General features: G+C 61.7%; 11 protein-coding genes. 1 reads left to right on the top strand and 10 read right to left on the bottom strand.

Going from position 1 to position 16,701, the window contains the following annotated elements; translation table 11 throughout:
- Position 1 precedes the first annotated feature (1 nt).
- From GCT19_RS31950 to GCT19_RS42950, 7 genes are all read right to left on the bottom strand, one after another.
- Positions 2-865 (bottom strand): 4Fe-4S dicluster domain-containing protein, encoded by an 864-nt coding sequence (locus GCT19_RS31950; protein ID WP_152854142.1) that lies wholly within the window; start codon positions 863-865, stop codon positions 2-4.
- A gap of 11 nt (positions 866-876) precedes the next feature.
- Entirely contained in the window at positions 877-3,855 is a 2,979-nt protein-coding gene (locus GCT19_RS31945) for a molybdopterin-dependent oxidoreductase (protein WP_152854141.1), read from the bottom strand.
- A gap of 225 nt (positions 3,856-4,080) precedes the next feature.
- Positions 4,081-4,818, bottom strand: a complete 738-nt coding sequence (locus GCT19_RS31940; protein ID WP_018435089.1) for an OmpW/AlkL family protein — start codon at positions 4,816-4,818, stop codon at positions 4,081-4,083.
- A 387-nt stretch (positions 4,819-5,205) separates the two neighbouring features.
- Positions 5,206-7,185, bottom strand: a complete 1,980-nt coding sequence (locus GCT19_RS31935) for an acyl-CoA synthetase (RefSeq protein ID WP_152854140.1) — start codon at positions 7,183-7,185, stop codon at positions 5,206-5,208.
- A complete protein-coding gene (locus GCT19_RS31930; protein WP_018435087.1) occupies positions 7,182-8,138 on the bottom strand; it encodes a fumarylacetoacetate hydrolase family protein in 957 nt (318 codons plus the stop codon). The genes GCT19_RS31935 and GCT19_RS31930 overlap by 4 nt, the downstream gene beginning before the upstream one ends.
- Positions 8,139-8,172: 34 nt before the next feature.
- On the bottom strand, positions 8,173-9,243 hold the full coding sequence (locus GCT19_RS31925) for a VOC family protein (RefSeq protein WP_152854139.1): 1,071 nt from the start codon (positions 9,241-9,243) through the stop codon (positions 8,173-8,175).
- 183 nt (positions 9,244-9,426) lie between these two features.
- Positions 9,427-9,564 (bottom strand): hypothetical protein, encoded by a 138-nt coding sequence (locus GCT19_RS42950; RefSeq protein WP_193727471.1) that lies wholly within the window; start codon positions 9,562-9,564, stop codon positions 9,427-9,429.
- Between GCT19_RS42950 and GCT19_RS31920 the strand changes: the two genes are divergently transcribed.
- Positions 9,554-10,309, top strand: coding sequence for a TetR/AcrR family transcriptional regulator (locus tag GCT19_RS31920; RefSeq protein ID WP_013094061.1), 756 nt, complete (start codon positions 9,554-9,556; stop codon positions 10,307-10,309). The genes GCT19_RS42950 and GCT19_RS31920 overlap by 11 nt on opposite strands.
- A 326-nt stretch (positions 10,310-10,635) precedes the next feature.
- Here the strand turns inward: GCT19_RS31920 and GCT19_RS31915 are convergent, their stop codons facing one another.
- The 3 genes from GCT19_RS31915 to GCT19_RS31905 are packed head-to-tail and all read right to left on the bottom strand — an operon-like array spanning position 10,636 to position 16,351.
- Positions 10,636-12,099: an efflux transporter outer membrane subunit gene (locus GCT19_RS31915; RefSeq protein WP_152854138.1), complete on the bottom strand. Its 1,464-nt coding sequence runs from the start codon at positions 12,097-12,099 to the stop codon at positions 10,636-10,638.
- A gap of 2 nt (positions 12,100-12,101) precedes the next feature.
- The gene (locus tag GCT19_RS31910) at positions 12,102-15,275 is read right to left on the bottom strand and encodes an efflux RND transporter permease subunit (protein ID WP_152854137.1); all 3,174 of its coding nucleotides are present in this window, start codon (positions 15,273-15,275) and stop codon (positions 12,102-12,104) included.
- Positions 15,272-16,351: an efflux RND transporter periplasmic adaptor subunit gene (locus tag GCT19_RS31905; RefSeq protein WP_152854136.1), complete on the bottom strand. Its 1,080-nt coding sequence runs from the start codon at positions 16,349-16,351 to the stop codon at positions 15,272-15,274. The genes GCT19_RS31910 and GCT19_RS31905 overlap by 4 nt, the downstream gene beginning before the upstream one ends.
- Between the last annotated feature and the right edge of the window lie 350 nt (positions 16,352-16,701).

Genomic DNA, 16,701 nt, shown 5'->3' with positions numbered 1-16,701 from the left:
ATCAGTCGACCTCAACCGCGCTCGTCGACTGCACGAGGCCGATCTCGCCGAGATACACGCTCTCGCCCAATACGCATTCGCGCGACGCATTGCCCAAGGCATGACGAATCTCGATCCGATAATGGCCGCTATCTTTGATGAGCCGCGAAAACCGGAAATCGCCGAACGCGTCGGTGACGGTTTCGGCCACCTTCCGATTGCACCAGTACAGCGCAACGGCCGCATCAGCGACACACTCGACGACCTGCCCCACCTGCGCACTGACACTGCCGCCGATAAAACAGGTTTCCCAACGATCGAGGCCGCTGTACCAGACGCGGGGACTGGTTTTTAACCTCGGTTCAAGAACTTTGAGACCCTCCCGTCTTGCCTTCTCTGCCATTGCGGCGTCATCGAGCCTGACGGTTTCGAAAACGCCCGTTGGGCAGGACTGTTCGCATCGCGGCTGTTGCCAACCCTGGTCGAGAAGATGGGCATCGAAGATCCATGTCTGCGGCAGCTGCAATGCCTCGTTCCATACGATCGCCTTGTATGGACAGGCCTTGACGATGTCCTTTCTGCCCCGCGCCTTGTCCGGATCGATGATGACGATGCCGTCGGCGCGCTTGCGGATGGCGTCGCCGCCTGCACGCATGCACGGTGCGTCGTCGCAGTGATTGCACATGACCGGCAAGTACGTCGTCTCCGCCATGTGCGAATCGCCTTGCACGCGGCGCATGATGCGAATGGTGCTTTCGGCATCGGCCGAAGCGGGTGCGGAGTAACCGGGAAAGTCGTTGCCAACGTGCTCATCGCGCGCGGCGATCACGCAGTTCTGGCAGTTCTCGCAGCGCCCGACCTTGATAACCAGATTCCACTTGCTCATGGCGTTTCTCCTCACGCTGCGCGACCGAGCAGGAACGCATCGGCGCCTTTCCATTTTTCAACCTGCACGAGACATGAATTCGGGCTCATGCTGCTCGTGCCCGCCGTCTGCGACCGGTCAGGAGTGAGCATGTTCATGCAGCCGCCGATCTCGACACGTTCGCCGTCCACTTCGATCATCTGGAATTCCGCGCTTGCCTCATACGACTTGACGACACCAGGGGTTAACAAAGCCGACACATCAGCCGCACAGATCACGGCGCCCCGGTCGTTGTAGACCTTGACGAGGTCGCGATGAGCAATGCCTCGCGCGGCCGCGTCTGCGAACCCGAGCCTCAGCAGCCAGAAGCGGTGACCGCCGACCAGCGCACGATGATCCTCGACGCTGTTGACTGACGAATTCTTGCCGTCGCAATGGGTATGAAAACTGTAGCGGCTGTGAGTTGCTATCAGTTGCAGGGGATAGCGCTGGGCCAATTCACTGCGCAAGCCCTCCCACGACGGGATATACCGGTTCAGTGCGGGCCGCTCGGGATTATCGGCGGTGTGCCGCTTCAGCAACTCGGGTACGAACTCGAGCTTGCCGCTCGGCGTCTGCAGGCCCATGCCGAACTTTTCGGCATACTGCGACGGCATCGGATGCGGTTCGTGCAAATCCTTGCGACGACCTTCCGCGAACCAGCGCATGTCGACGGCATGGCGCAATTCGGGCTTTTCGGGCGGTACGACGAAATATCCCTTGCGGCAGAATTCGCGCCACGAAACGTGATCGGGCAGATCCGACGATTCGAATACCCGCTTGACCCAATCGAGTTCGCCGCAGCCCTCGGTGAAGACACCGCCAAGACCAAGACGGGTCAGAATAGCGGCGAAGATATCGTAGTCCGAGCGGGATTCGCCCAGTGGCTCGATGCATTTGTGCTGCATCGTTACCATTCGATGATTGACGGTGTTGAAGCCATGATGCGCGTAGCCGCCTGAATTCGACCACTCGCCGATGTCCCATCGCTCGAGCGATGTGCAAGCCGGCAGAATGATGTCGGCGAACTGCGCCTCCCCTTCCATCCAGATCGACTGGTTCACCACGAATTCGATGCTGGAATGTTGATAGGCATCGGCCCAGCGTCCAGACTTCGTGACGGTGCTGAAGGAAGATCCGCCATAGCGATAGATCATGTGGATCGGCGAATAGCCCGGCATCGGGTAGCTGAAGGGCGCGAACTGCGCTTCCTGAGACATACCGTCCCACAGGTATCCTGTCGCATGGCCGTTGATGATGGCATCGGGTAGCTGCTGCCGCGGGACCATCTGTTTGACGGGATTCATCGTCAGGATGTGCGGCATGCGCTGATAGTTATTTACGGCATTGGCGGTCCACGCGAGGTCGCCGGACATCCCGCCGTCGGCATAGCCAGGGAAATAAAAGTGGAGGTCGTGCGGAGCACCCAGCTGCAGACACCCAAAATTTACGCCCGGCTTACCCCACCCCTGCATCGCCATCATCATGATCATGCAGCGCGCCCATTGCGCCCCGGTCGCGCCGCGTCCTGCCCCGCCGAAGCCCGCGCCTGTCATGCCGACAGAGAGATAGACTTTCTTTTTTCCCCACAGGCGAGCGAGCGCCCGCACATCCTTCGCGGGCACGCCGGTCTCGGACTGTTGCCATTCAGGCGTCTTCGGCACGCCGTCCGTATCGCCCAGCAGATAGGCGCTCCATTCAGCGAAGCCGGTCGTGCGGTTAGCGACGTAATCCTGGTCGTATAAGCCCTCCACGGCCCAAACGTACATGATCGCGGTCGCGAGAGCCGCATCGGTTTGCGGTCGAACGGGAATCCAACGCCCGCCCAGCAACTGCGCGGTCGGATTGCAGTGTGGGTCGATGTGAACGAACTCGATGCCCAGTTCTTTCGCCCACAGGCGCCGCGGCGTACCCTCGAATCCCGCATACGCGCCGTTAGTGCTTTCCGGATCGGAAGACCAGAAGACGATCATTTCCGCCTCCTTCAGGCAGTCTTCGATGCCGCCATAGCCTGACGGCACACCGACGCGCATCGAGTTGCCGAAGTGATGCATCGCACCCCAGTACCAGCCTTCCCAACTGTCCGGATTCGCGGCAACCCGGGTGAAGCCGATCAGATTGGCGAAGCGGGTGAGCGCGCTGAGGTAGTAGCCGATGTTCCCCCACTGATGATGCGACGACATGGGAAACGTAATCGAGCCGGGACCGTGAACGCGCTTTTGCCGGTTGATTTCTTTCCCAACGATGTCCAGTGCCTCGTCCCAGCTGATCGGGACGTAGCCCGACTTGCCGCGATTTTGCGGATTGCGCTCGCCATCTGGGTCGAAATCAACGCGCTTCAACGGATGAAGAATCCGTTTGTCGGAATAGACGAGCGACTTGATCGCCAATGCGTGCGGCGCGACCAGACCTCGCCGTGGTGGACTGAAGCGGCGCCCGCGCGCCTCGATCTCCCAACTGGCAGCGTCCTTGCCGTCCAGATCGATAGGCGTCACCCGAATGATGCGATCATCCTTCACGTAAACGAACAAAGGGCCGCCGTTCGTGCAGGTCGTGTATCGGCGCGTGCCGTCCCGCATTGGTGTGCCCATCGGCAGGCTGATGGTTTGCATCATACTGAGCGTTTGCATGAACCACACCAGCAGTTCATCCTCGCCCTCCGTCACCACCTTGAAGTTCTTTGCCGCATGAATAATTTCAGCATGGTCCTGCCGTGGCGACAGAAATTTGAGGGCCGTGGCGACATCCTTGAACAGGATGCTCACGTCGGCTGTCCCACGCGTGCAGGCGCGCGACCGGACGCGACCGTTCCTGATTTCTATGACGCGGCCGACGCTCCGATCCATCAGCCCGATCCAGGCGACAATGTTCCGCTCCTTGAGGCGCTGACGATAGGCGGGGAACCGGCTTGCCGTCAGGCCGAGTACCTTGGGCAGCGCGAACAGAATCGATTTGAGCACTTGTCGCTTCATGGTTTCACCCGAGATGAAACATTGAAGCAGGAGATGGCCAAAGCGCTTGCACAACCATTACTCCCACGCGCGCGACAGGAACTGTACGCCGCAGCGTTACGTCCATCGGGACGTCATCAGCGTGTTCCGAATGGTCGAGTTTCCTCATTTTGTTGTGCATTTGAACCTCTAAACTGGTTGAACGTATTCCGCCGTGTCCGGCGCCTGAAACGCTGTCCTTGCGGGCTAGAAGGTATAGGCGACATTCAGGAAGACATTTACGGGATTGAGACGGATCGTCGATGTCGAAACGATTTGCGTCCCTTTAGCCGTAGTCCCGTCCAGCGTAAGGTGTGTCTTTACAGGAACGTAACCGACGCTGGCACCCACGGACCAGTGGTTCGTCATCGCGTAATAAGCCCCGATCTCGAATACCGGGTTCCAGGACGAACTGAGGGATGCGTGCGCCGACCCGCCTGGACCGAGACTGTCAGTGACAAACCGACTGTTAGTCGTACGCACCTGGGTGAACCACGTATAGTTCACGCCTAGTCCGATGAAAGGACGGAACTTCGACTGGGCGGAAAGCAGGTGATATCGAAAGACAAGCGCGGGCGGAATCGGCCGCGTCGAGCCCAGGGTTCCATACTTCGCGAGCGCGCCATCCCCGACCAGATCCACCGTGAGCGGGAGTCCGATGAGCGTCGCAATGCCAATGTGGTCGGTGACGTAATACTCGGTCGTGATCCCCATTGTGTCCGTGGACGTCGCATGCGCCCCAGTACCGGGCAGTTGCTGATTCACTGTCATGCCACCCACGCTTTCCACGGTCAGCGGTGTTGCACTACTCTGTGGCGCGACGTGGAGCCACCCGGTCGCCACGGTGAAGCTCCCGGCTGTCTGCGCATTCGCGTTGCCAGCAAACGCCGCCGCGCAGAGGCACACCGCGAAACCAGCGGGGCGAACCGTTCTCCTGTCGTTCATCACGTGTCTTCTCCTGTCTCATTGGCTGAATAGTTTTTGTCGCCCTGCCGGTCAGGGCGCTTCATGAGGCGCCCGTGACCGCGTGGTGTCGGCATAGCTCTGGCTCGTTTGCATCGAACGACGTCAGGCCCGCGTCTCATGCAGTCGTACTAAATGAAATGACGCGCTTTCGTGCGTTTCTGATGGCGCTTTCCACCGCTCTTCTTCGTGCCCCCAGCAAAATCGCGCGGCTACAGGTCTATGCCTGACGTAAGTTCGATGTGTACGTAGACACCCCGAGTCGACGGCGTGCGACCCGAGCGGGTAATCCGCAGTGGCGTTGCCGAAACGGGGCCGAGCCATTTTTAAAAACCACTGCTCTAGCTCGAAAACAAATGCCACTGGCGTTCAGGCGTGACCCGCTCTTCCGCCCGAACTCGCCGGGATGGAAAGCGAAAAGCCGAACGGAAAGCGAGCGAGCGTCGCGCGCGCCAGTTCTTCGAGCTCGACGCTACTGAGCTCGACATGAGCAGTCAGCCCGCGAGCGGTGTCTTCGACGATGCTCACCGCCGCATCGTTGACACCGGCCTCAACGAGTGCGGATCGCAATGCGTCCGCTATTTCTCGCCATTTCAGCGCCGGTTTGTAGATCTTGCCGACCCCTGTCAGCGGCATGGCATCGATGACGCGGATTGCCTTAGGAAGCGCAGCCCGCTCGCTAATGCAGGCGCGCAGGAATACGGCCAGTTCCGCTTCGGTTGTCGTGGCGCCTGGCTTGAGCTGGACATAGGCAACCGGCAACTCGCCCGCATGCGCGTCGGGCCGGCCGACGGCGGCGGCAATCTGAACCGCGGGATGACGATGCAGGGCTTCTTCGATAGCCGCAGGGTCGATGTTGTGACCGCCCCGAATGATCAGCTCCTTTTTCCGGCCTGTGAGCCAGAAGTATCCGTCGGCATCGCGGCGCCCGAGATCGCCAGTATTGAGCCAACGTTCGCCGTCGCCGAGGTCCATCCAGATTCCACTGTTCTGCTCTGGCCTGGAATATCCAACGAACACATTCGGTCCGGAGATCACCAGTTGGCCGACTTCATCTGCCGCGCAATCGCGCGAATACCGGCCGGCTTCATCGGCCACCACGACCTTCATAGCCTGACCGGGAAGGCAAAGGCCAATCGAGCCGGCCCTGCGTTCACCGAGCGGCGGATTGACGCTGCTCACGCAGGCGCCTTCAGTGAGTCCGTAGCCTTCGAGAATTCGGACCCCCGTGCGATGCTCGAAATTGCGAAGCAATTCCACTGGCATCGGCGCGGCACCGCACAGCCCGTACTCGAGGGAACTGATATCGTGTCCGCCAATAGGAACCTCGAGCAGTGACCCATAAAGCGTTGGCACACCGCTGAAGAAATTGATGCCGTAATGTTCAACGATTTCCCAGAAGCGCTTTACAACACCGTCGCCGCGATATCCTTGTGGTGTGCCGAGAACGACATGAGCGCCGCGCGAGAACGCTAGTAGACCCGTCACCATCACGGCATTCACATGAAATAGCGGCAGTCCGCAAAATATTGTTTTGCCCGGACCGATGCTTTCGCCGAGAAACCGACCGGCGTTCCACGCATTGGCAACCTCATTGCGGTGCCGGCGCATCGCGATCTTCGGCAGTCCCGTGGTTCCGCCCGTGCAGAAGCAGGACGAGATATCGTCGATCCGCGCCGAGGGCGAGTCGTCGAGCGATATTCCGGACTCGTTCGCCATTGCGGTGCCAAAATCATGGACCCGGATCTGCGTGGGAACCGCGCTGCGCACGCCGCCTTTGCCATGCAGACTTGCGGTTTCGCCACGTTGTAGTATCCGGGCTGCCAATCCTTTTTCCCCCGGTATCCGGTCGGCTAGATTAACGAGAACCAGATCTTTTATGGCAGGGACGTGGTGCAACACCGCTTGCGTTTTTTGCCATAGGTCAGTCCCGGGGAACGGCGCGAGCGTTACGAGCACGCTGGCACCCGACGCCTTCAGCAATTCGCCGATCGCCTCGCTTTCAAGCAGCGGATTGATCGCGCAGACAATTCCCACCGCTTCGCCTCCCCAGATCACGAAGTGTGTCTCTGGCAGATTCGGCAGCACATAGGCGATGACGGTGTTCCTTTCCACGCCCAGCCGCGAGAACATGTTTGCGGTGCACGTGATATCACGGAACAGGTCGCTGTACGTCCAGCACTCCGGGCTGGCATACTCATCGGCTGTTCGAAAGAAGGAAAGCGCGGGCGCCGATGGATTGATGGCAGCGCCCCTGCAGATCATTTGGTAGGTGCTCGACGGAAGATCCGGCAGTTGTCCCGGTGCTTCGATAGCGAGAACATCCTGTCCTTTTGCGGCGTCTTTCATACTGCCTCTTCAACGACGACGTTTTGCTGCACGCCCAGGTTGATTGAGCGGTCGAGGCTGACAATCCATGCCTCGACGACGTCTCCCACCTGAAGATACTGAGGCCTGTCCTCCTGCATCTTCAGGAAAAGCCGCCATTTATCCTCTTCCGACAACTGCGCCGCAGCGCGCTGCTTCTCCGGTGAAGGAATGCTCAGCGCACATCCAGATGGCGTGCCGGTTGCAAGCAGGTCACCCGTGCGCAGGTCGTGCACACGGGAGAGCTCGGTCAGAGTCTCTGCCGGGCCATAGACAAGGCCAGCAGTAGTGTCGTTCTGGCGAACGGTTCCGTTGACCGTGAGCGTCAGCACGAGCTCTTTCAGCTTCGGAATGTCATGCTTCTCGAGCAGGCAAAGATAAGGGCCGACAGGGCCAAATGTCCGAAAGCTCTTGCCCTTGTAAAACTGCATCTGCGGAATCTGGATATCACGCGCTGAATAATCGTTGACGATCACAACGCCCGCGATGTACTCGTGCAGGTTTGCCTCGGTGACAGTCTCACCCGAAGTGATATCGCGTTTGAGCACGAGACCGAGTTCGATCTCATAGTCGAGGAATCGCACCGCGCGTGGTTTCACGATGGCCGAGTCCGCCGCAACGATGCAGCTGGGTGCCTTCGTGAAAATCATGTTGAACTTCTTGACGTCCGGGTCCATGCCGGACTCGATCATATGCTGGCGGTAATTCGCGCCCTGGCAGATGAACTGCTGGTTGGCGGTGATGGGCGACAGCCACTGCACTTCCGATTCGGGAATCGATGGACCGCTGAGTATCATGAGCCGCTCGACCGGATTGGCCTCGATGAACGCGGCGGTTGATTCGTACTCGCCTGGAATCGGTGTGATGGCGCCCTCTGCGACCACGCCCCACTGGGCACGGCCATGATGTAGGTAATGCAGGACGTGTAGTGCCATTGTTCAATTCTCCGGATCAGTAGGAAAGCCTGGTTCAGGCGAAGATCTTTGCCAGCGTTCGCAGCTTGCTCAGAGTCAGGTCAGGGCTGTAACGCAGGTTTCTGAAAAGCAACACAACGCTCGTGGGCGTGAATCTGGGCTTCGTGAAGCTGCGCGGCATGGTCGGCCCCCACTGAGCCATTGCCTGGCGACTCACGGCATGGATTCCCGTCGGCTCATCGGACGTGAACAGGTCGCCGTCGCAATAGTGTTCGTGCTTGTCGCCCCACGGGTCCTGCCAGTAGTCGAAAATCTGGCTCCCCAGGATATGTCGGCCGATTCCCCACGCGTGCGTCCAGCCACTGTCGCGCAAGACGCGCTGGCCCATACCGACCGCGTCTGCGTCGATGAGCTCGTAGGCGCTATGGCTGTATGTCGCAGCGAATCCCTGAGCAAGCGCTAGCGTGTGATGATCGGCCGGGTTGTTGCCAAGATCGAGACGCATGAATGCGACCGCCGGCGAGCCGTCGGGAAGCGCCTGTACGTCGCTCGGGATGAACCCGAAGTGCCGCGTGTACCAGGCACAGGTTTCCTGAAAGTCGGCGAGTTCGAGTACGACATGCCCTAGCCGGATCACCTCTGGCGCGCGCTCGGGCGGTCGCTGCGTATCGTTGACGCGAACGGTGGCATCGACGGAATTGAATGGCAGTGGCAGCCGGTGCGGCAAGGCAGAGGCGGGTGCCTGGCCCCAGATCGCATCGATAGCGAAACCGGAAGGGTCCGTCATTCGCACCACGTAGCCGCCGCCCGGCAGCGCGGAGTCTTCGACCTCGGACGCGCCCGGCAGCTTCGCCAGCACATCAAGCTGCTCGCGACTGCCGACTTGCAGGCCGAAGCCCACAAACCGCGCTTTCGACGCCCTACGCACCACATAACAAAAATGCGCAGCGTCCGTGCCGCGTAGAAGCAGCAGCGCCTCGTCCCGCGATACCGTTTGAAGCCCAAAGTCATTGAGAAAACGCTCGGCTTGCTCGAGGTCCGGCCGTTCGAATACCAGATAGGCCAAAGCGGTCGCTTTCGCCGTTGGATTGGGGTGACGGGCGGGCTGTGCGGTAGTCAGTTTCATATCGGAACCTGATCAGGCGGTTGCGATGGCCGATGCGGGTTCGAAAGATCCCTCACTGGCGGCATGATCGAACGGCGATCGACGCTTCGCCGAGGCGCTATCGATAGCGGGTTCGGATGCCCGCATCGGCGGGCGGGCGGGCAAGGCAAGGCGTGGCGCCGTTTGTGGCTGCTGTCTCCATCATCACTCCATCGGTTCTGGTCGAATCGGCTCGTCGAGACCTTTGATGACATTAAACTCATCGCTGATGATTTTGTCAATATAGAGAATCGAATCTATACTGCGCGGTATGTCCAGATCAGGAATCACGATGACCAACACGACAAATCGCCGGGCAGGCAAGCGTTCCACCGTTGCCACGTCCGTCGCCCCCGTACCGGTTGCCGAAGAACGGGAGCCGCGCGGTGCACGTCGCAAGCGTGAGACGCGAACCCGTCTGCTCGACGCTGCTCTCAGGCTGATGGCCGAAAAGGGCATGGAGGGCGTGGCGATCAACGAAATCACCGAGGCCGCCGACGTGGGCTTCGGCTCGTTCTACAACCACTTCGAATCGAAGGAAGCGATCTATGCGACGCTTGTCGACAACGTGTTTGAAGAATTCGCGAACATGCTCGATCGCCTTACAGGCGGCGTTTCCGACCCCGCAGAAGTAGTCGCCGTCTCTGTGCGCCATACGGTCCTTCGGGCGCGGCATGATCCCGTGTGGGGACGTTTTTTGATCCGTGAAGGGTTTTCTGCGCGCGCAATGAGCCGCGGACTCGGTCAGCGACTGCTGCGCGACATCGGCAGCGGGATTGCGGCGAAACGGTTCGTCGTGGCCGACCCCTTTATCGGATTTCTCGCAGTGGGCGGCACGGTGCTGTGTGCCATCGCCGCCGAGCTGAACTTTGTCGTGCCGGGCGCGAGCGCGGCGGGCGTGCTGACAGAACTGGGCTTTAGCGGCGAGCATTTTCCCGAGCGCACGGCAGCAATGTTGCTGCAAACGCTCGGACTGAAGCGCGCGGAGGCGGAAAAGATCGCTTCCCGTCCATTGCCCACCGTCGAGGAAGCCGTCGATCAGGGCTGAGTTGGTAGTGTCCCGGCCGTGGTTGTCGAGCGTCTCGCAGTGATACCTCGCTATTTCGCGAAGCGCTGAACATATGAGCCGGACCGCATTCTGCGTCGACGGAAAAATCAGCGAGGCATCCAGCAGATAAAGCGAAGGCATGGTTTCCCCGCCGTTCGCACCGACTCATTCCTCAAAGCGCGCAACTGCGTTGTATTCATGCAATGTGCGGATTGCGGACAGGACAGTGCGGTCCTCTCCGCTCCGCGCAAGGCTTCCTCATATTTGAACCGATTGCCCGGCGCCGGTCCGGCCCGACTGTCCTCGCCACTGTCACGAACACCCGGTCATTGCGCCGACGCTGCGCTCTGCGGGGTGGCGGGCAACTCGCCCATCGACTGGAACAGCGCCGCCGTATCGCTCATGCGCTGACCGGCTGCGCGCACGGCGGCGATCTGCGCGTTCAGGTAACGCGACTCGCTCGCCTGTCGTGCCGTCGAAGGCAGCGAGCCGATGCGCTGGCGCGACGCCGTATCTTCGAATGCCGCGCGAGCGGCGACCGCGGCTTCGTCCGACGAAGCGAGCGTCTGGGCGTCGTTATCCAGCGCGGCCAGCGAATTCGCCACATCCTGGAAAGCGGACAGCACCGTCGCCTTATAGTGCAGCACGGCGGCGTCGTAGGCGTCGACAGACGCGCGACGCTGTGCGAACAGCGCGCCGCCATGGAAGATTGGCTGCGACAGGCCGGCGCCGATCGCCCACAGTGCGCCCGCGCCCGACGTCACCGCCGGCCAGTTGAAACCGCCTCGGCCCATCGAGGCCGTCAGCGACAGGCTCGGGAACATTTGGGCCGTCGCGGCGCCGACATCCGCGGCGGCGGCCTTCACGGCGGCGTCGGCTGCCTCGATGTCCGGGCGCGAGCGCAGCAGATCCGACGGCACGGCCACGGGCAAGTGCTGCGGCAGCGACAGGCTTTCGAGTTCCGGCACGCTCGGCGCGTCATCCGGCGTGCGCCCCATCAGCACGGCCAGCGCGTGGATAGCGCACGCGCGTTGCTGACGCAGCGACGGCAACGTCGCCGCGATCGCAGCCGCGCTCTGTTTCGACTCAAGCGCCTGTGCGCGCGAGGCCGAGCCGAGCGTGTAGCGCTGCTGATCTTCGTTCGCAGCGTCGTCGGACACCACAACCAGCCGCTCGGTAAGCGCGATCTGCCGATCGAGCGCCGCCACATTGATCGCCGTACCGACGATGTTCGCGGTGAGCGCGCGACGTGACGCCTCCAGTTCGAACGCCTGCACGTTCACACGCGCCGCGCTCGCCGAATTCATGTAACGCGTTTGGCCGAACAGGTCGAACGTGTAATGGGTGAAGATCTGCCCGGCAAAAAAGTTGTATTGCACCTGCTCGGGGCCAAGCCCCGGCACGATAGGCGTACGCGCGCGCTCGACCTGCGCGGCGCCGTCGATCGACGGCAGCGTCGATGCGCCGATCTGTGCGCGCAGTTCCTCCCGCGCTGACGCGAGCGTGCGCTGTGTCGCGGCAAGTGTCGGACTGTTGCGCAAGCCTTCGTCGACGAAGGCGTCGAGCGCATCTGAGCGGTAAAGCCGCCACCATTGAGGCACGGGAGCCGCGCCGACATCGAACGTCTGCGCAACGCCACCCGCAGCCACCGTTTTCGATGGCTGCGCCGCAGCGCCATAGTGCCCGGGCGACGGCATGGCTGGCGGTTCGCCGCTCGGCCCGAACGAGCACGCCGACATGGCGAGTGCCGCAACCGCGGCCGCCACGGATGTCTTGCAGGTAAAGCTCATGATCAAACCTCCGTATGCTCGACGACGACTGGTTGCGCGTCGCGCTCGTCACGCCGGACCCTGAAGCAGGTCGCGTAGAGCGCCGGCAGGAAGAACACCGTCAGCAGTGTGGCGATGGTGATGCCGCCCATCAGTGCGGTTGCCATGGGGCCGAAGAAGCCCGAGCGAAGCAGTGGTATCAGCGCGAGCACTGCGGCGGCGGCCGTCAGCATGATCGGCCGGAACCGCCGCACGGTTGCGCCGATGATCGCGTCGAAGCGCGGCTGCCCCGCTGCTATGTCCTGGTCGATCTGGTCCACCAGAATCACGGAGTTGCGCATGATGATGCCGAACATCGCGATCACGCCCAGCAACGCGACGAAGCCGAACGGCTTGCCGAACAGCAGCAGCGCGGTCACCACGCCGATCAAGCCAAGCGGCGCGGTCAGCACGACGATGAAAGTTCGTGCGAAGTTCTTCAGCTGGATCATCAGCAGCGTCAGCACCGCGATGATCATCAACGGCATTTCCGCGTTGATCGATGTCTGGCCCTTGACGCTCTCTTCCACCGCGCCGCCTACCTCGATCCGGTAACCGACGGGTAATTTGGCACGCGCAGCGGTGAGTGCATGCTCGATGTCGCGAGTCACGTCGATGCCCTGCGCGTCGCCGCGCACGTCGGCCTGCACGGTGATGGTCGGCTGGCGGTCGCGCTCCCAGATGACCCCGTATTCCAGCGTGTCGCGGACGTGTCCCAGCGAGCCGAGCGGCACCGGGCCGTTGGGCGTGGGGATCGCCAGGCTCGTGAGCTTTGCCGGATCGACGCGCTCGCTCTTTGGCGCACGCAGATCGACGTTGATCAGCTTGTCGCGTTCGCGATACTGGGTGACCGTGTAGCCGGAAAGCGTCATCGCGAGGAAGCTGGAGACGTCCTGCGAGGTGACGCCAAGCTGACGCGCCCGGTTCTGATCGATCTCGAATGACATGGAACGCTCGGCCGGCTCGTCCCAGTCGAACTGGACGTTACGCGTGCGGGGGTCCGCACGGACCTGCCCGGCCACCGTATCCGCGATCGAGCGCACCGTCGCAATGTCGTCACCACTGACGCGGAATTTGATCGGGAAGCCCACGGGCGGACCGTTTTCGAGTCGAGCGACACGCGTACGAACGCCAGAGAAGTCCTTCTCGAGTTTCGCGTCGAGCCAGTGCATCAACTCCTCGCGCGTCTCGACGTCCTTCGCGGTGATGACGAACTGCGCGAAGTTGGGCTGTTGCAGCTGCTGATCGAGCGGCAGATAAAAGCGCGGCGCGCCTGTCCCCACGAAGTCGACGTAATGCTCGATCTCCGCCTTGCCGTCCAGCACCTTTTCGAGCCGCTTCGCTTCACGTAGCGTCGCCTCGAACGAAGCGCCTTCCGGCAGCCTCAGGTCGACCAGCAGCTCGGGGCGCTCCGAGTTCGGAAAGAACTGCTGCGGCACGCGTGTGAACACCGCCATTGCGAATGCGAACAGCACGGCGGTGACGCCTAGCACCACCCAGCGCCGGTCGATACACCACGAGACCCAGCCCGACAGGCGCCGGTAGAAACCTGTGTTGTAGACATCGTGCTCGTGCACGTGAGCCGCGCCCTCGTGACCTTTGCGTTCGGGCAGCATATGAAAGCCGAGCAACGGCACGAGCACGACCGCCGCGAACCACGAGACGATCAGTGCGATCGCCGACACCTCGAAGATCGAGCGCGTGTACTCGCCCGTGCTCGATTTGGCGAGCGCGATCGGCAGAAAACCGGCGACCGTCGCGAGCGTTCCCGTCAACATCGGAAAGGCTGTGCTCGTATAGGCAAAGGCGGCAGCGCGCATGCGGCTCCAGCCCTGTTCGAGTTTCACCGCCATCATTTCGACGGCGATGATCGCGTCGTCGACGAGCAGCCCGAGCGCCAGCACGAGCGTGCCGAGCGACACCTTGTCCAGGCCAATGCCGAACAGATGCATGCACAGCGCCGTCATCGCCAGCACGATCGGAATCGTGATCACGACTACCATGCCGGTTCTCAGTCCCAGCGAAACGAGGCTGACGACCAGCACGATCGCCACCGCTTCGCCGACCGAGCGCACGAACTCGTTGACCGAGTGCTTGACCGCATGGGGCATGCTCGAGACCGGCGTGAGCTTGAGACCCGCCGGAAGCGTCGCCTGCAGTTCAGCGGTCTTTGCGTCGAGCGCCTTGCCGAGGTCGATGACGTCACCGCCCTTTTGCATCGTCACGCCGATGCCGAGTACCGCCTGGCCGCCGGCACGCATTTGCGTGACAGGCGGATCATCGTAGCCACGCTTGATGGCCGCGATGTCGCCGAGGCGGAATGTGCGCTTGTTGATCGTTAGCAGCAGATCCGCGAGCGCCTGTTCGTCCTTGAACGCGCCGCTCGGACGTACGAACACGCGGTCATCCTCCGTCGTGATGGTGCCGACGGGGGCAACGGCATTCTGCGCGTCGATGGCCTGAGCCAATTGCTGCGGCGAAATCGACAGCCGCGTCAGCTGCGCGTTCGAGATCTCGACAAAGATGTGCTGATCGGGGTCGCCAAAGTAGTCGACCTTCGCGACGCCGGGTACGCGCAGCAGCACCGTGCGCAGTTTGTCCGCATAGTCGTGCAGTTGCGCGGGAGAAAAGCCATCGCCTTCCAGCGCGTAGATATTCGTGTAGACGTCGCCGAACTCGTCGTTGAAGAACGGGCCGATTGTTCCTTTCGGAAGCGTCGCCGCGATGTCGCCGATTTTTTTACGGACCTGATACCACGTCTCGGGCACATCCTTGACGGGCGCCGAATCTTTCATTGCGAAGAAGATCATCGACTCGCCGGGCCGCGAGTAGCTCTTGATGTTGTCGACATAAGGCGCCGCCTGCGATTGACGGCCGATCCGGTCGGTGATCTGCTCCTGCACCTCGCGCGCGGTCGCGCCTGGCCAGTAAGTCTTGATGACCATGGTGCGGAACGTGAATGGCGGATCTTCCGACTGCGCGAGGTGCGTATAGCCGATCACGCCAAACAGCGTGGCGAGGCCGACCAGAAAGATCACGAGCTGCTGGTGCCGCAACGCCCAGGCCGAGAGATTGAAACCGGTTCCGCTTGTGCCTGTCTCGCTCGAGGCGCTCGCGGGCGCGCCATCGCGCGCGCTTTGCTGGTCACGCGCGTTCATGACGCAAACTCCTCCGGATGTAGTGGAGGCACCACCTGCACGTGTTGACCCGAACTTACGGCATGCACGCCTTGCAGCACAACGCGGTCGCCATCGTGCAGACCGGCAGCGATCGACACTGAGCGTTCGCCGTATTGCGCGATCGTGACCGGGCGCAGTTCAAGCGCGTCGCTACCGTTACGGACCACCCACACGGCAGGCTTTTCACCTTCGTGAAACAGCGCGGTCACCGGCAGCGTAAAGGCTTCACCGTTGGCGCCCTCGCGTGAGTCATCGAATGCGACGTTGGCCGTCATGCCGAGACGCACTTCGGCAGTGGGTGCGGTCAATGTCAGCTTGACCCGCCATGTGCGGCTTTCCGGATCTGCGGCGGCGGAAACCTCGCGCACGGACGCATCGAATGACTTGCCAGGCAGCGCGGACAACGAGACGCTCGCCTTGCTGCCGACTCTCAGCGCGTTCACCGTGTTTTCCGACGCGTCGCAGACGATGTCGACGTCGCCCGTCCAGGCGAGGTGGTACACGGCTTGGGTGGCCTGCACGTTCTGGCCAGTATCGGCATCTTCCGACGTGACGACCCCGTCGTGCTCGGCCGTGAGCGTCGCATAGCGAAGATGATCCGTCGCAAGCGCCATCTGTGCGAGAGCGGAATTGCGCTGTGCGAGCGCGGAAGCGTAGGCGTCCTGGGTCTGCTCCAGCTGCGCGGTTGCAATCAGGTTCGCGCGGGCCTGCGCCTCGTCACGATCGAGCTGCTGCTTCGCGAACACGAGACGATGCTCTGCAGCGTCGAGTTGCGCGCGCGCGTTGACGAGATTGTTCTGCAGATCGGTCGGGTCCAGGAGCGCAACGATTTGTCCGGCCTTCACGGTGTCGCCGATACGCACGCGCCGTTCGATCACCTTGCCGCCGACCCGGAACGACAGAGGCGTGGAATAGCGCGCCTGCACCTGCGCCGGCAACGATGCGTCGGCCATTCGTCCATCGGGATGAACCACCCGCGCCACGACGGGCTTTGGCTGCGGTACGAGCGCTTCGCGCTGATGGCACGCGCTAAGGAGAAGTGCGCCGCACACCATGATGACAGCGGGTATCCGGTGCGTTGGCCGGAAGACGGAAGGAAACGAGGAGTGCGCCCTTTTCAGCGCGACAGGACCGGAATGTTTCACGATGTTCACAAGGCAGGTGATGAATCCAGGAAGAAAAGTGATCCGCGCTGACGGGAGCCGTGGTGTGCGTGAGAAGCACGCCTTGTCACCAGCGCAAAAGTCGGAATGCCATCCGATGTGTTACTGATCCGCTTACAACGCTACTGAACGTTGTTCCGAAACGTTGTGGCGCGTCATCGCGACCGCCAGGCTGCAACTGGCAGCGGGACAGCAACACCAGTAGTCGCGTCGGCTCATGCCCAGGCGCCCTATATGCAGGA

This window comes from Paraburkholderia atlantica (assembly GCF_009362785.1).
GTDB classification, from domain to species: domain Bacteria; phylum Pseudomonadota; class Gammaproteobacteria; order Burkholderiales; family Burkholderiaceae; genus Paraburkholderia; species Paraburkholderia atlantica.
This window is presented reverse-complemented; position numbering and strand designations above follow the sequence as displayed.

Excerpts from the sequence above, each read along its gene's own strand:
- GCT19_RS31915 (WP_152854138.1), bottom strand. The coding sequence starts at position 12,099 with ATGAGCTTTACCTGCAAGACATCCGTGGCGGCCGCGGTTGCGGCACTC.
- GCT19_RS31910 (WP_152854137.1), bottom strand. The coding sequence starts at position 15,275 with ATGAACGCGCGTGACCAGCAAAGCGCGCGCGATGGCGCGCCCGCGAGC.
- GCT19_RS31950 (WP_152854142.1), bottom strand. The coding sequence starts at position 865 with ATGAGCAAGTGGAATCTGGTTATCAAGGTCGGGCGCTGCGAGAACTGC.
- GCT19_RS31930 (WP_018435087.1), bottom strand. The coding sequence starts at position 8,138 with ATGGCACTACACGTCCTGCATTACCTACATCATGGCCGTGCCCAGTGG.
- GCT19_RS31940 (WP_018435089.1), bottom strand. The coding sequence starts at position 4,818 with ATGAACGACAGGAGAACGGTTCGCCCCGCTGGTTTCGCGGTGTGCCTC.
- GCT19_RS31925 (WP_152854139.1), bottom strand. The coding sequence starts at position 9,243 with ATGAAACTGACTACCGCACAGCCCGCCCGTCACCCCAATCCAACGGCG.
- GCT19_RS31920 (WP_013094061.1), top strand. The coding sequence starts at position 9,554 with ATGACCAACACGACAAATCGCCGGGCAGGCAAGCGTTCCACCGTTGCC.
- GCT19_RS31945 (WP_152854141.1), bottom strand. The coding sequence starts at position 3,855 with ATGAAGCGACAAGTGCTCAAATCGATTCTGTTCGCGCTGCCCAAGGTA.
- GCT19_RS31905 (WP_152854136.1), bottom strand. The coding sequence starts at position 16,351 with ATGGTGTGCGGCGCACTTCTCCTTAGCGCGTGCCATCAGCGCGAAGCG.
- GCT19_RS31935 (WP_152854140.1), bottom strand. The coding sequence starts at position 7,185 with ATGAAAGACGCCGCAAAAGGACAGGATGTTCTCGCTATCGAAGCACCG.